General features: G+C 70.9%; 13 protein-coding genes. 7 read left to right on the plus strand and 6 right to left on the minus strand.

Annotated elements, in window-relative coordinates; all coding sequences use genetic code 11:
* The first annotated feature begins 315 nt into the window (after positions 1-315).
* Positions 316-2,070 carry a lysine--tRNA ligase gene (gene lysS / locus AOK23_RS07040; protein WP_055711882.1) on the plus strand — a complete coding sequence of 585 codons (1,755 nt, stop codon included), beginning with the start codon at positions 316-318 and terminating at the stop codon, positions 2,068-2,070.
* 70 nt (positions 2,071-2,140) lie between these two features.
* Here lysS and AOK23_RS07045 read toward each other — a convergent pair whose 3' ends face one another.
* From AOK23_RS07045 to AOK23_RS07055, 3 genes are all read right to left on the minus strand, one after another.
* Positions 2,141-3,508, minus strand: coding sequence for a DUF2637 domain-containing protein (locus tag AOK23_RS07045; protein ID WP_055711883.1), 1,368 nt, complete (start codon positions 3,506-3,508; stop codon positions 2,141-2,143).
* 241 nt (positions 3,509-3,749) lie between these two features.
* Positions 3,750-4,739 (minus strand): hypothetical protein, encoded by a 990-nt coding sequence (locus tag AOK23_RS07050; protein WP_240496291.1) that lies wholly within the window; start codon positions 4,737-4,739, stop codon positions 3,750-3,752.
* Between the two features lie 142 nt (positions 4,740-4,881).
* On the minus strand, positions 4,882-5,802 hold the full coding sequence (locus tag AOK23_RS07055) for a hypothetical protein (protein WP_055711885.1): 921 nt from the start codon (positions 5,800-5,802) through the stop codon (positions 4,882-4,884).
* 215 nt (positions 5,803-6,017) lie between these two features.
* Between AOK23_RS07055 and AOK23_RS07060 the strand changes: the two genes are divergently transcribed.
* Positions 6,018-7,211 carry an RtcB family protein gene (locus AOK23_RS07060; RefSeq protein WP_055711886.1) on the plus strand — a complete coding sequence of 398 codons (1,194 nt, stop codon included), beginning with the start codon at positions 6,018-6,020 and terminating at the stop codon, positions 7,209-7,211.
* Between the two features lie 106 nt (positions 7,212-7,317).
* Here the strand turns inward: AOK23_RS07060 and AOK23_RS07065 are convergent, their stop codons facing one another.
* On the minus strand, positions 7,318-7,755 hold the full coding sequence (locus AOK23_RS07065) for an ester cyclase (protein ID WP_055711894.1): 438 nt from the start codon (positions 7,753-7,755) through the stop codon (positions 7,318-7,320).
* Positions 7,756-7,858: 103 nt separating this feature from the next.
* On the opposite strand from AOK23_RS07065, the gene AOK23_RS07070 reads away from it, so the two are divergent.
* Positions 7,859-8,635, plus strand: a complete 777-nt coding sequence (locus AOK23_RS07070) for an SDR family NAD(P)-dependent oxidoreductase (protein ID WP_055711887.1) — start codon at positions 7,859-7,861, stop codon at positions 8,633-8,635.
* Positions 8,635-8,829, plus strand: coding sequence for a hypothetical protein (locus AOK23_RS07075; RefSeq protein ID WP_055711888.1), 195 nt, complete (start codon positions 8,635-8,637; stop codon positions 8,827-8,829). Before AOK23_RS07070 ends, AOK23_RS07075 begins: the two co-directional genes overlap by 1 nt.
* Here the strand turns inward: AOK23_RS07075 and AOK23_RS07080 are convergent, their stop codons facing one another.
* Positions 8,830-9,699 carry a helix-turn-helix transcriptional regulator gene (locus AOK23_RS07080; RefSeq protein WP_079049347.1) on the minus strand — a complete coding sequence of 290 codons (870 nt, stop codon included), beginning with the start codon at positions 9,697-9,699 and terminating at the stop codon, positions 8,830-8,832.
* 139 nt (positions 9,700-9,838) lie between these two features.
* Here AOK23_RS07080 and AOK23_RS07085 point away from each other — a divergent pair, with 139 nt between their 5' ends.
* Positions 9,839-10,918, plus strand: coding sequence for an LLM class flavin-dependent oxidoreductase (locus AOK23_RS07085; RefSeq protein ID WP_206336138.1), 1,080 nt, complete (start codon positions 9,839-9,841; stop codon positions 10,916-10,918).
* 191 nt (positions 10,919-11,109) lie between these two features.
* Here the strand turns inward: AOK23_RS07085 and AOK23_RS07090 are convergent, their stop codons facing one another.
* The gene (locus tag AOK23_RS07090; RefSeq protein ID WP_055711891.1) at positions 11,110-12,414 is read right to left on the minus strand and encodes a glycosyltransferase family 4 protein; all 1,305 of its coding nucleotides are present in this window, start codon (positions 12,412-12,414) and stop codon (positions 11,110-11,112) included.
* 244 nt (positions 12,415-12,658) lie between these two features.
* Between AOK23_RS07090 and AOK23_RS07095 the strand changes: the two genes are divergently transcribed.
* The gene (locus tag AOK23_RS07095) at positions 12,659-13,417 is read left to right on the plus strand and encodes a response regulator transcription factor (RefSeq protein ID WP_055711892.1); all 759 of its coding nucleotides are present in this window, start codon (positions 12,659-12,661) and stop codon (positions 13,415-13,417) included.
* Between the two features lie 11 nt (positions 13,418-13,428).
* Positions 13,429-14,861 (plus strand): sensor histidine kinase (locus AOK23_RS07100; protein WP_055711893.1); only part of this gene is annotated, 1,433 nt, incomplete at its 3' end.

Raw genomic sequence — 14,861 nt, forward strand, 5'->3', positions numbered from 1 at the left:
GGGCGGGGGTTGTTCGCGCAGTTCCCCGCGCCCCTGAACGCTTGGGCCTGCGCCCCGGCCTTCATATGAAAAGCACGGGGCGCAGCCCCGGTCCCTTACCAGGGGCGCGGGGCGGTGACACATGCGGCTCCGCCGAGTGGGCGCGAACAACCCCCACTCACCCGCACCCGCCAGAACCACACGCACCCCCGAGCTACTAGGCGCCCGGCCCCCCTCAAAACGCGGTTTCGTGGTTATGGCCAGAGCTGGGAGAATGGGCCCCGTCGGCCGGGGACCGTACCGGTCGGCCCCGGAGAACACTCAGAAAAAGAGGACGTGCCGATCGTGGCTCAGAGCACCGAGACCACCGACTGGGTCTCCCGTTTCGCGGATGAGGTCATCGAGGAGTCGGAGCGTCGGGCCCCGGGCAAACCGGTCGTCGTCGCGTCCGGGCTCTCCCCGTCCGGCCCCATCCACCTGGGCAACCTGCGCGAGGTGATGACGCCGCACCTCGTCGCCGACGAGATCCGCCGGCGCGGTCACCAGGTCCGGCACCTGATCTCCTGGGACGACTACGACCGCTACCGCAAGGTCCCCAACGGTGTCGAGGGCGTCGACGGCACCTGGGCCGAGCACATCGGCAAGCCCCTCACCTCCGTCCCGGCCCCCCGCGGCTCCGCCCACCCCAACTGGGCCGAGCACTTCAAGGCCGCGATGGTCGACGCGCTCGCCGAGATGGGCGTCGAGTTCGACGGGATCAGCCAGACCGAGCAGTACACCTCCGGCGTGTACCGCGAGCAGATCCTGCACGCCATGAAGCACCGCGGCGACATCGACGCGATCCTCGCCCAGTACCGCACCAGGAAGGACCCGGCCAAGAAGCCGCAGTCCCAGAAGCCGGACGCCGCCATGGAGGCCGCCGAGCTGGAGGCCGCAGAGGGCTCCGGCGCCGCCGCCGAGGACGACGGCAGTTCCGGCTCCGCCGGGTACTTCCCGTACAAGCCCTTCTGCGGGCAGTGCGAGAAGGACCTCACCACCGTCACCGCCTACGACGACGCCACCACCGAGCTGTCCTACACCTGCACCGCCTGCGGCTTCGCCGAGACCGTCGCGCTGAACGAGTTCAACCGCGGCAAGCTCGTCTGGAAGGTCGACTGGCCGATGCGCTGGGCGTACGAGGGCGTCGTCTTCGAGCCCAGCGGCGTCGACCACTCGTCGCCGGGTTCGTCCTTCCAGGTCGGCGGGCAGATCGTCGGGATCTTCGGCGGCAAGCAGCCCATCGGCCCCATGTACGCCTTCGTCGGCATCAGCGGCATGGCCAAGATGTCGTCGTCCAAGGGCGGCGTGCCCACCCCCGCCGACGCGCTGAAGATCATGGAGCCGCAGCTCCTGCGCTGGCTCTACGCCCGCCGCCGGCCCAACCAGTCCTTCAAGATCGCCTTCGACCAGGAGATCCAGCGCCTCTACGACGAGTGGGACAAGCTCGACGCCAAGGTCACCGACGGCTCCGCGCTGCCGGCCGACGTGGCCGCCCACTCCCGTGCCGTGCGCACCGCCGCCGGTGAGCTGCCCCGCACGCCCCGCCCGATGCCGTACCGGACCCTCGCGTCCGTCGCCGACATCACCGCGGGCGCCGAGGACCAGACCCTGCGCATCCTCAGCGAGCTCGACCCCACCGACCCGCTGTCCTCCCTCGACGCCGTACGGCCCCGCCTCGACAAGGCCGAGGCCTGGATCAACACGCACGTCCCCGCCGACCAGCGGACCATCGTGCGCGACGAACCCGACGCCGAGCTGCTGAAGTCCCTCGACGAGCAGGCGCAGGGCTCCCTCAGGCTGCTGCTCGACGGACTCGCCGACCACTGGTCCCTCGACGGGCTCACCCACCTCGTCTACGGCGTGCCCAAGGTCCAGGCCGGGTTCTCCGCGGACGCCACGCCCAAGGAGCTCCCGCCGGAGATCAAGACCGCCCAGCGGTCGTTCTTCGCGCTGCTCTACCACCTGCTCGTCGGCCGTGACACCGGCCCGCGCCTGCCCACGCTGCTCCTCGCGGTGGGCCAGGACCGGGTACGGGCACTGCTCGGCGAGTAGCACCCGCACATACGAGGAGGGGGCGCCCGGTGATCACCACCGGGCGCCCCCTCCGCACGTTTCACGCCGCTCACGCGATGTGGTCGTCCTCCAGCTCCGCGGTGTGGCGGTTCTGGAAGCGCAGCACCATGCGCTTGGCCTCGGCGTCCAGGACGCTGACGCCATAGGTCATCTGGATGTTGTCGCTGAACTCACGGGGGGTCGGGTACCCGCTGCCAGGACTTATCGACTGCTTGAAGACCTGGTAGTACGCCTCTTCGTCCGGCTCCGGAGTACCGCCGCCCTCGCCCAGTTCACGGGTGCGGCCCGGGGCCACCGGAATGGGGAAACTGCCGGTCTCCTCCGGCGAGGGCTCCTCCACCGGCGCCTCGGTCTCCTCGAACCGCTGCTGCTGGTACTGCTCGGCCGGGTACTGCTCCGCCTGGTACTGGTCGGCCGGGTACTGCTCCCGCTGGTACTGCTCCGGGTCCTGCTCCTCGTACCACCGCTCGTACTCCTCCTCAGGGTCGTACGACGGGTCGTAGCCGCCCTGGTAGGGGACCTCCTGCGGGGGGCGGGCGTGGAGCCAGGGGCTCTCCTCGGGCGGCGGTTCCTGTTCGGAGTACCCCCGCTGCTCGTACTCGGGGTGCTCCGGCTGCCGCGCGGCGGGGACGCTCTCCAACTGGCGGCGCTGCTCCGCGGCGGGCGCGGCCACCCCCGCCCGGGCCGTACCGGAGCCACGGTCCCCCGCGGCCAGGTCGACCTCGACCTGCGGCGTCGGCGGCAGCAGCGCCGGCTCGATGCCCGCGGCGGCCAGACCCGCCGGGGCCGTCTCTGCCAGCGGGACGCCGTACCGGGCCAGGCGCAGCGGCATCAGTGACTCCACCGGGGCCTTGCGGCGCCAGGACCGGCCGAAGCGGGAGCGCAGGCGGGCCTGGTAGACGAGACGTTCCTGCTCCAGCTTGATCACCTGGTCGTAGGAGCGCAGCTCCCACAGCTTCATCCGGCGCCAGAGGAGGAACGTGGGGACGGGCGAGAGCAGCCAGCGCGTGAGGCGCACGCCCTCCATGTGCTTGTCCGCGGTGATGTCGGCGATACGGCCGATCGCGTGCCGCGCCGCCTCCACCGACACCACGAACAGCACCGGGATCACCGCGTGCATGCCCACACCCAGCGGGTCCGGCCAGGCCGCCGCGCCGTTGAACGCGATCGTCGCCATCGTCAGCAGCCACGCCGTCTGGCGCAGCAGGGGGAAGGGGATGCGGATCCACGTCAGCAGCAGGTCCAGGGCCAGCAGGACACAGATACCCGCGTCGATACCGATCGGGAAGACGTAGGAGAAGTTCCCGAAGCCCTTCTTGACGGCCAGTTCCCGCACCGCCGCGTAGGAACCCGCGAAGCCGATCCCGGCGATGATGACGGCGCCGAACACGACCACGCCGATGAGAACGCGGTGCATTCGAGTCAGCTGCATTGGCGCGGCCACCCGTACTCCCCTCCCCTTGCGTGTTGTTGCGCGCAACAGGGTGGCACATGTGTACGGCAAACGGGTTGCCGGTACGCATCGGGCCCGGCCCACGAGAGGACCGGGCCCGGACGAAAGCCCTGGTGAGGGCAGGCGTCACCCGCCGCGCATTACGAGTTGGGCACTACGCCGGCCCGGCTCGACCGGCCCGCTGCCGACCGGTCGTGCGCGTCCGCTACCGCGAGGTCTTCCGCGTGGACGACGAGCCGCTCGTCGAGGTCTTGGAACCCGAGTCGGAGTCCGCGTCGGAACCGGTGCCCAGATCCGAACCGGAACCCGAGCCCGCCGCCTTCGTGGCGCCCGTCGACGGCGACTTCGACGCGGACTTGGACGGCGACTTCGACGCGCTCGCCGACGGGGACGACCCGCCGCCGTCGCCGTCGTTCGCGTCCTCGACCGCCTCCACGACCTCCTTCGCCGCGGACTTCGCCGACTTCAGCAGCGCCGCCGGGTCCGGGGTCTTGTCGCCGGCCAGACCGGCGCCGTTGTAGTCGAGCGTGACGACCACGTTCTCCGTGCGCACCACGATCGTCTGCTGCTTGAAGGTGTCGCCGTCCTTCTTCAGGTCGTAACGCACCACCGTCGCCTCGTCGCCCGTGCCCGTCACCGGCTCCGTCTTGACGTTCTTCGCCCCCTTCACCGCCTTCGCGGCGGTCACCTTCGACTCGAACGCCTCGTGCGCCCGGTCCTCACCCGGACCGTTCGCCGCGTCCGACGCCAGCAGATGCAGCGAGACACTCAGCCAGCGGTACTGCGAACCGTCCACACCGTTGTTGTCGAGGCTGGTCCAGCGGCAGTCGCCGGTCACGTTCTCTTCGGCGGTGTTGATCGCCTTCCCCGACTTCGCGCCCTGCGGGACCAGCGACTTCAGCGTCTTCGACGCGAACACCTCGCACGCGTCCGGCAGCACCGCGTACGCCGCCTCGACCACCTCAGGCGTCGCCGACTTCGCCGGCGCCGAGGTCGCTCCCGCCGACGGCTTGTCCCCCGACGCGCCGCCGGAGCCGGAGTCCGACGAACAGCCGACCGCCACCAGCATCACCGGGACGACAGCGGCGCCGACGAGCACCCGTGCCCGCCTCGGACGCCCGGCACGAGCGACGCTCGTGTCCCGCGCGGTACGCGACTGCTGCTGACGATGACCTGACTCTGCGGCTCGTTGCATGGTTCCTTCACTCATGACGTTCATCACGCTCGTGGTTCCTGCGGTCGGATCGGGTCCGAGGGGCCACGGTACGCGGTGAGGAGGAAACGCGGTCCTGAATCAGGGGGTTCGGCGGGCCGCCCGCCCCACCCCCGGAAACCGCTCACTCGTCGAACGCCTCCGCGAGCAACTCGGCCAGATTCCGGGCCCTGTCCTGCATTTCCTCGCTGTCCGGCACATCCGTCGTCGTCGCCGGCTGCTCCTCGTACTCGATCGTCACGATCACATTCGACGTGCGGAACACCACAGTCACCGTGCGCTGCCGACTCGTCCCGAGCGCGTCGTCCAGGAACGCCTCGTCCCCGAGACCGTCGAGCGTGCGGGGCTGAAGGGAGGCCGGAGTGGCGGACGCGGAAGCGGAACCGGACGCATCGGAAGAACCGGATGAGCCGGATGAATCAGAGGAACCAGAAGGTTCGGGCGAATCAGAAGAGTCGGGCGACTGGGGCGACTTGGAGGGCTTGGAGGTGCCGGAAGGCGAAGCGCTCTGCGACGGAGCCGCCGACGAGCCACCGTCACCCTCCCCTCCATTCCCCTCGTCCCCTTGGCCGTCCCCCTCGGTCGTGCTCGGCGACGGCTCCGGGAGGTCCGCGGCCTCCACCTTGCCGCCGTACACCTCCTGTGCCTTGCTGTCGTCGCTGACCGTGCCGTTGAACGACACCACGCGCTCGAAGTCGACGAACAGATAGTCGGTGGCGGTCGGCGACTCCACCTTCCAGCGGCAGCCGGCCTTCCGGTCCGTGTCATAGGTGAGCGTCGCCTGGCCCTCGTACGCCTCCTCGCGCTGCTCCGCGTCCGGGAGTTGCTTCAGGCCGGGGAGGAGGGCTTCGAGGGTGTCGTCGTCGATGGAGCCGCAGGCTTCGGGGAGCGTGTCGTAGCGGCCGGGCTGCGCGGTCGAGGCGGACGCGGTGACCTCGCCGGGGCGCGGGTCGTCCGGGGTGTCGTCGTCGCCCGATCCCGTGCATGCGGTCAGCACTGCCGCGAGGAGCACGGCGACGCCGGGTACGTACGCCTTCCGCTGCACCGTGGGGGCTCCTCTCGACGGGGTCCCTGGGGGACGCCTGCGCAGTTCTGTCCTGTGGCCTGTGCGTATTTCACTTGCCGACCGGGGGTGACCCCCGGGCACCATGTGTATCGCACGCACTGCCGCGGACGCCGGTCCGGCATCCCTTTCGTTGACCTTGGCGCCGGTTTTGCGTTCTGAGACTTTTGCTCGAATTGCGGGGGAATGAGGCTGAGATGTCGTATGTAGAGATACCGGGCGCGAAGGTGCCGATCCGTATGTGGACCGACCCCGCGTCGGTGGAGGACGTCGCCCTCCAGCAGCTCCGCAACGTCGCGACCCTCCCCTGGATCAAGGGGCTGGCCGTCATGCCGGACGTCCACTACGGCAAGGGCGCGACGGTCGGGTCGGTCATCGCGATGCAGGGTGCGGTGTGCCCCGCGGCCGTGGGCGTGGACATCGGCTGCGGCATGTCGGCGGTGAAGACGTCCCTGACCGCCAACGACCTGCCGGGCGACCTCTCCCGCCTGCGGTCGAGGATCGAACAGGCGATTCCGGTGGGGCGGGGGATGCATGACGAGCCCGTCGACCCCGATCAGCTGTACGGCTTCGCCTCGGCGGGGTGGGACGGCTTCTGGGGGCGTTTCGACGGTGTGGCGGAAGCGGTCAAGTTCCGTCATGAGCGGGCGCAGAAGCAGATAGGAACCCTGGGCAGCGGAAACCACTTTGTCGAGATCTGTACGGATTCGACCGGTTCTGTCTGGCTCATGCTGCACTCCGGCTCCCGCAACATCGGCAAGGAGCTCGCGGAGCACCACATCGGCGTGGCCCAGAAGCTGCCGCACAACCAGGGCCTGGTCGACCGCGACCTCGCCGTCTTCGTCGCGGACACCCCGCAGATGGCGGCCTACCGCAACGACCTGTTCTGGGCGCAGGAGTACGCGAAGTACAACCGCTCGATCATGATGGCGCTCCTCAAGGACGTCGTCCGCAAGGAGTTCCGGAAGGCGAAGCCGACCTTCGAGCCCGAGATCAGTGCGCACCACAACTACGTGGCCGAGGAGCGCTACGACGGCATGGACCTCCTCGTGACCCGCAAGGGCGCGATCCGTGCCGGCTCCGGCGACTACGGGATCATTCCCGGCTCGATGGGAACCGGTTCGTACATCGTGAAGGGCCTCGGGAACGAGAAGGCCTTCAACTCCGCGTCCCACGGCGCGGGCCGGCGGATGAGCCGCAACGCGGCGAAGCGTCGCTTCACGACGAAGGACCTGGAGGAGCAGACGCGGGGCGTGGAGTGCCGTAAGGACTCCGGCGTCGTCGACGAGATCCCGGGCGCCTACAAGCCGATCGAGCAGGTCATCGACCAGCAGCGGGATCTGGTCGAGGTCGTGGCGAAGCTGAAGCAGGTCGTCTGCGTCAAGGGATGAACACGGGTAGGGGAGGCGGTGTCGCGCCGCCCCCCGCCCGCTCCTGCCGCCGTATCAGTTCCTCCTGCGCCGGTTCCTGCCGCGTCAGCTCTTACTGCGTCAGTTCCTACTGCGTCAGTTCCTCCGGCAGCAGGCCCAGTTGGTTGAGGAACTCCAGTTGGTCGAAGTACAGCCGGTAGCTGGTGATCTGGCCGTCCTTCACCGTGGCGAAGTCCACGCCGCGGAGGGCGATGTCCTTCTGGGTCGCCGGCAGGGACGTGCCGTCGGGGAATGCCAGGGGGCCGGTGTTCCTGCCGCTGTAGATGCCCTCGTCGATCGCGGTGTCGCCGACCTCGAAGGAGCTGAGCGACTCGAAGCGGGCCTCGGGTACGGCGTCCGTCATCTGGCGCCAGTACTCGGCGATGTTCTCCCGGCCGTGTATCTCCCCGCCGTCCGGCGTGTGGGCGACCGCGTCCTCCGCGAAGAGGTTGCCGATGGTCTTCGGGTCCTGGTGTGTGGTGAGAGCCTCGGTGAGCTGGTCCATGACCTCGCGCGCCTGTCCCATGATCCACCTCCTGAACAGGGGATCACCCGTCTCGTTCATCTCATTGTCCCACCGCATGCCTATCCTGGCCGGGCAACTCAGTCGCCGCGCACCAGGAGCACTCATGGCCACCGCCGCACCGTCCGCCGCCTCCCGTATCGCCGTCGTCACGGGTGCGAGCAGCGGCATCGGCGCCGCCACGGCCCGGGGGCTCGCCGCGGCGGGGTACCGCGTCGTGCTGACGGCGCGCCGCAAGGACCGGATCGAGGCGCTGGCGGAGGAGATCAACACGTCGGGCGGCCAGGCGACGGCGTACGCGCTGGACGTCACGGACCGGGCGGCCGTGGACGAGTTCGCGACGGCCTTCCGGACGATCGGCGTGCTGGTGAACAACGCGGGTGGCGCGCTCGGCGCCGACCCGGTGGCCACCGGCGACCCCGCCGATTGGCGGCGGATGTACGAGACGAACGTCATCGGCACCCTCAATGTCACCCAGGCCCTGCTGCCCGCGCTGACCGCGAGCGGTGACGGCACGGTCGTCGTGGTGTCGTCGACGGCGGGGCACGGGACGTACGAGGGCGGCGCGGGCTATGTCGCCGCCAAGCACGGGGCGCACGTCCTCGCGGAGACGCTGCGGCTGGAGATCGTCGGGACGCCGGTGCGGGTCATCGAGATCGCGCCGGGGATGGTGAAGACCGAGGAGTTCGCCCTGACCCGGTTCGGCGGTGACGAGGCGAAGGCGGCGCGGGTGTACGCGGGGGTCGCGGAGCCGCTGACCGCCGACGACGTGGCCGACACGATCACCTGGGCGGTCACCCGCCCCAGCCATGTCAACGTCGACCTGCTCGTGCTGCGTCCCCGCGCCCAGGCCTCCAACACCAAGGTCCACCGGGAGCTGTGATGCCACCCGAGCAGCGGGATCCGGACGCCGAGCAGCGGGACCTCGACGCCGAGCGGGGCCTCGATTCCGAGCGGCGCCGGCTCGTCCAGGAGAAGAAGAACGAGCGGTACGTGTGGTGGTACCTCGCGTACTTCCTCTTCGGCATCCACCTCGTGGCGTTCGTGATGATCTACGCGGTCATGCACGCCAAGTGATCAGCCGGGCGCGGGCGGTGCGGAGGGTCCGGCGTTCGCGGACGGGTTCACGGACGTCTTGACGGACGGGGTCACGGCCTCCGCGTACGCCGTAGGCGGGACGCCCACCGTCGCCGTGAAGTCGCGGACGAGGTGGGCCTGGTCCGCGTAGCCGAGGTCGGCGGCGAGTGCGGCCCAGTCGACCGCGCGTTCGGTCTCGGCGCGTTCCAGGGCCTCGTGGATGCGGTACCGGAGGATGACCCACTTGGGGCCGACGCCGACGTACGCGGCGAACAGGCGTTGCAGCAGCCGTACGGAGAGGCCCTCGGCGCGGGCGAAATCGGAGACGCGGCGCACGGCGCGGTCGGTGCGGACGCGGTCGACGAGCGTCATGGCGAGGTCCGCCTGAGGGTCGGGGCGGGGGTCGAGGCCCAGCAGGAACGCGTCCAGGGCGGCGACGCGGGCGTCCTCGTCGTCGGGGGCGAGGACGGTGTCGGGGTCGGTGTCCGGGTACACCTCGCGGTGCCGTACGCGGCGGCCGGTCCAGTCGGACACGGGGCTGCCGGGGGCGAAGGGGCGGAAGCCGCCGGGCCGGAACTGGACGCCGCAGACCCGGCCCCTGCCCTCCAGTTTCTGGGTGAAGAGGCCGAGCCCGACGCCGGAGACCTCGGCGAAGGGGGCCTGTCCCTCGTACCGCTGGAAGACGATGTTGACCGAGGGGTGCGGGACGACCTGGGAGACGTACGGCTCGGGCAGGTCCCAGTCGATCAGCCAGTAGTGCTCCAGATACGGGCGGAGCGGTGCGGCGGGTTCGCGGCGGCGGAAGCGGACGCGCGCGAAGAGTTCCGCGGCGTCCACGATCCCTCGGGTGTCACGGCGTGGGGCGGCCATGGGGAGAGGGTAGGGACGGGGACTGACATTCTGCGGGGCCCGGGGAGGCCGGTGCGCGGTGCCGACGGAATAGTGGAGGCGGAGCACCTGTTTGGCGCTATGGTTGAATCATAAACAACCTGAGAGGGTGGCAACGATGATGCAGTTCGGGATCTTCAGCGTCGGTGATGTGACGCCGGACCCCACGACGGGCCGTACGCCGACCGAGCGCGAGCGCATCAAGGCGATGGTCGAGATCGCGCTGAAGGCGGAGGAGGTCGGTCTCGACGTCTTCGCCACCGGTGAGCACCACAACCCGCCGTTCGTGCCGTCGTCGCCCACGACCATGCTGGGCTGGATCGCCGCCCGCACCGAGCGACTGATCCTCTCCACCGCGACCACCCTCATCACCACCAACGACCCGGTGAAGATCGCCGAGGACTTCGCGATGCTCCAGCACCTGGCCGACGGCCGGGTGGACCTGATGATGGGCCGCGGCAACACCGCGCCGGTCTACCCGTGGTTCGGGCAGGACATCCGCCAGGGCATCAACCTCGCCATCGAGAACTACGCGCTGCTGCACCGGCTGTGGCGCGAGGACGTCGTGAACTGGGCGGGCAAGTTCCGCTCGCCGCTGCAGAGCTTCACGTCCACGCCGCGGCCGCTGGATGGGGTGCCGCCGTTCGTCTGGCACGGGTCGATCCGCTCGCCCGAGATCGCCGAGCAGGCCGCGTTCTACGGTGACGGCTTCTTCCACAACAACATCTTCTGGCCGGCCGAGCACACCCAGCGGATGGTGGAGCTGTACCGGGAGCGGTACGCCCACCACGGGCACGGCACGCCCGAGCAGGCGATCGTCGGGCTCGGCGGGCACGTGTTCATGCGGAGGAACTCCCAGGACGCGATACGGGAGTTCCGGCCGTACTTCGACGTGGCGCCGGTGTACGGCCACGGGCCGTCCCTGGAGGACTTCGCCGAGCAGACGCCGCTGACCGTGGGGTCGCCGCAGCAGGTGATCGAGAAGACGCTGGCGTTCCGCGAGTACGCGGGGGACTACCAGCGGCAGTTGTTCCTCGTCGACCACGCCGGGCTGCCGCTGAAGACGGTGCTGGAGCAGATCGACATGCTGGGGGAGGAGGTCGTGCCGGTGCTGCGGGAGGAGTTCGCGAAGGGCCGGCCGGCGGGCGTCCCGGACGCCCCGACCCACAAGGCGCCGGCCACCACCGGGGCCGAGGGCTGAGGGCCGCCGCCGGGGCGTGGACTGAGGGCCGCCGGCGGGGGCGTGGGCCGTGGGCCGCCGACGGCAAGTTCGTGGGCTGAGGCGGACGGCAAGGCCATGGGCCGCAAGGCCGCCGTCCGCAAGGCCATCGGCTGACGATCGCCACCCGAGTGGGCGCGGGTCGTGTCCCTCCGCCGGGGCCGGGGTGTGCTTCAGGCCGCGCGTTGTCCGTGACTGCTCGCGGTCGCGCGGCGGAGGCGTACGGGTGACAGGCCCGCGCCCCGCAGCGAGGACAGGGCCGCCCTCTTTCCTGCGGCGGCCCGGTGGTGCACCCAGATGCGCGCCCTCGTCGTCCAGTTCTCCCAGGTGCGCTGGAGCCTGGTCGCGCGGAGGTCCTCGAACAGTTCCTCGTACCGCGTCACGATCGGGGCCGGGTCGTAGCGGTGGGCCGACTTCAGGGCCGCCCGGCCCATGGCGCGGCGCAGCGCGTCGTCGGTGACGAGGTCCAGGATGGCGTCGGCGAGGGCGTGCGGGTCGTCGACGGGGACGAGGCGGCCGTCGACGCCGTCGGTGATGATCTCGGCGGGGCCGAGCGGGCAGTCGGTGCTGACCACGGGGACACCGCAGCGCATGGCCTCGACGAGGGTCATGCCGAAGGACTCGGCGTCGGAGGCGCTGACGACGAGGGAGGCGCGGGCGAACTCGTCCTCGATGGGGGTGTGCGGGCCCATCAGATGGGCGCGGCCGGTGAGGTCGAGCTCCTCGATGAGGGTCTGCAGGCGGCCCTTCTGCTTGCCACCGCCGTAGATGCGCAGCTCCCAGTCGGGTTCCTTCGGGGCGACCTTGGCGAACGCCTCCAGCAGGAGGTCGAAGCGCTTGCCGCGGGCGAGGCGTCCGGCGGCGGCGATGACGGGGGCGGTGCAGTCCGAGGGGGCGATGCCGGGCGCGGGGACGATGTTGGGCACGGACATCACCCGTACGCCCGGCAGTTTCATCCGCGCGCGGTACACCTCGGCGTCGGCGGCCGTGGTCGTGACGACCGCGTCCAGGGCGCGGTAGTGACGGGCGAGGACCGCACGCAGTTGCTTGGAGTGGGCGTCGTGGCGCAGGTGCTCCTGGCCGATGCGCAGGGCGCGGCGGGGCGCGAAGCGGGAGACGTACACATTGAGGCCGGGGCGGGTGCCGATGACGACGTCGGCGTCGCAGCCGGTCAGATAGCCGCGGACGCGCCGGTCGGTGAGGCGGCTGTACTGGCGGTGGCGCTTGTCGGCGGTCGGGAAGTCGACGGCGGGCTGCATCTGGGCCGGATCGCGCAGGTCGGCGCTGTTCGCTCGGATGTCGACCAGGGGCACGAGGGTGATCCGGGGGTCGACCGTGAAACGGGGTTCGTCGCGGTGGCGGGACATCGACGCGATCTCCACGTCGTGGTGGTCCGCGAGGGCCGACGCCAGGTTGAGGGTCGTTCGGACGGTGCCGCCGATGGCGTACGCGTTGTGCAGCAGGAACACGATCTTCATCCGGCGGCTCATGCACTACCTTCCCGACGGTATTGACGGTGTATCGGAGAATTGGGGCGGGTTCCGACCCTTTTTACTGCATCGACCCCCTCCACCCGGGTTCCCTTGCGGGCCGGTGTCACACGAACACCGTCCTGCGGTGCGGTAAGCCGGCCACGCGGTCGTGGTGAGAGGCCGGTAAGAAGGGGCGTTCGGGCGCACCCGGCGAGGTGGTGCGCGGCCGTGACCTTGGCAGACTGGTGGGGTGCCCCAGAACGTGCTGCTCGCCGAGGACGACCGAGCCATCCGCCATGCCCTGGAGCGGGCGCTGACGCTGGAGGGCTACGAGGTGACGGCGGTCGCCGACGGCGTCGAGGCGCTGGCGCAGGCGCACCGCAGGCAGCCCGACGTGCTCGTCCTCGATGTGATGATGCCCGGCATAGACGGTCTCCAGGTGTGCCGGGTGCTGCGCGCCGAGGGCGACCGGACGCCGATCCTGATGCTCACCGCGCTGGTGGAGACCGCCGACCGGATCGCCGGGCTCGACGCCGGCGCGGACGACTACGTCGTCAAGCCGTTCGACGTGGAGGAGGTCTTCGCCCGGCTGCGCGCACTGCTGCGCCGGACCGGCAACGCCGGTGACCTCACCGGGAAAACGTCCCCGGAGGCATCGGGCCCGGTCGCGCCGGGTGCCGTGGGTGCGGCGAGTCCCGCGCAGGAGTCCGGGCTGGTGTCGGCCGCCGGGGTGCGGATGGACGTGCAGGCGCGGCGGGCGTGGCGGGGGGCGCGGGAGCTGGAGCTGACGCGGACCGAGTTCGACCTGCTCGAACTGCTCGTGCGCAACGCGGGGATCGTCCTCGACCACGCCACCATCTACGACCGTATCTGGGGCTACGACTTCGGGCCCGGCTCCAAGAACCTCGCGGTCTACGTCGGCTATCTGCGGCGCAAACTCGACGAGCCCGGGGCGCCCGCGCTGATCCACACCGTGCGGGGTGTGGGGTACGCGCTGCGGGAAGACTGAGGCGGCGGGCGGTGCCGCAGCGTCTCGTCCGGCTGGTGTCGCGGGTGCCGGCCCGGCTGCGTCCGGTGCCGTCGCTGCGGGCGACGTTCACCGTGTCGTTCGTGGCGGTGGCGTGTGTCGTCACCGTGCTCGTCGGGATCCTCAGCTACAGCGCGGCCGCGCGGCTGGTGCGGGTGGACCAGCAGACCGTGTTCGCCGAGGTGGTCCGCGATCTGCGGGAGCTGGTGGAACAGGACCGGCTGGGGCCCGAGGACTTCGCGCCCTCGGACAGCGGCGGCCCCCGTGACGACCTGATCCGCTCCGGCCGTACGGACGTCCAGGTGCTCGGCTCCGAGGGGCAGGTCCTCGACAAGGGCGACCCCGGTCTGCCCGTGCGGCCGGCCGACCGCCGGACCGCGGGCGCGAGGTTCGCCGGGGCGATGGTCGAGCACGGCGAGGTCGAGGTGGGCGGCGGCCGGTACCGGGTGGCGACCGTCGCGCTCGGCGGCGGCCGTGGGGCCGTGCAGGTGGCCCAGGAGTTCAGTGACACCGAGGACCTGCTGCGGGAGTTGCAGCAGCGGACCCTGCTGTTCGTGTCGGGTGTCGTCCTCTCGGCGGGGTTGTTCGGGTGGTGGCTGGCGCGGCGGCAGACCCGGCGGCTGGTGCAACTGGCCGGGGCGGCGGAGGACGTGGCCAGGACGGGGCAACTCGGGATCCAGGTGCCGGTCGCGGGCCGGGACGAGGTGGGGCGCCTCGGGCGTTCCTTCGACCGGATGCTGGTGCGGCTGGCCCAGTCGGAGGAGGACCAGCGGCGGCTGGTGCAGGACGCGGGACACGAGCTGCGGACACCGCTGACCTCCCTGCGGACGAACATCTCGCTGCTGCGGCGCATCGACGAACTGCCCGCCCGGGTGCGGGAGGAACTGGTCGACGACCTCGCCCAGGAGGCCCGCGAACTGACCGACCTCGTCAACGAGCTGGTGGACCTCGCCGCCGGGCAGTCGAGCACCGAGCCCGTGCAGCGGGTGCAGCTCGCCGACATCGCCGAGGACGTCGCGGCGACCGCGCGGCGGCGCACCGGCCGGGAGGTCGCCGTACGGGTGGAGGGCGACACGACCGTCGAGGGGCGGGCGGGGGCGTTGCAGCGGGCCGTGTCCAACCTGGTGGAGAACGCCGCGAAGTTCGACCGCGCCGGGACCGGGGCGATCGAGGTGGTGGTCGCGCGGGGGCCGGCGCGAGGCGGCGGTGACCTCGTCGACCTCGACGACGTGGGCCAGGGCGACGGGCCCGACGTGGTCCGGGTGGAGGTCCTGGACCGGGGTCCCGGCGTCGCCGACTGCGACCTCGAACGCATCTTTGACCGCTTCTACCGTGCCGCCGACGCCCGCAGCCTCCCCGGCTCCGGCCTCGGCCTGTCCATCGTCCGCGCGGTGGCAGCCGCCCACGGCGGCACGGTAGAAGCGGT

The organism is Streptomyces torulosus, assembly GCF_001419765.1.
GTDB lineage: Bacteria > Actinomycetota > Actinomycetes > Streptomycetales > Streptomycetaceae > Streptomyces > Streptomyces torulosus.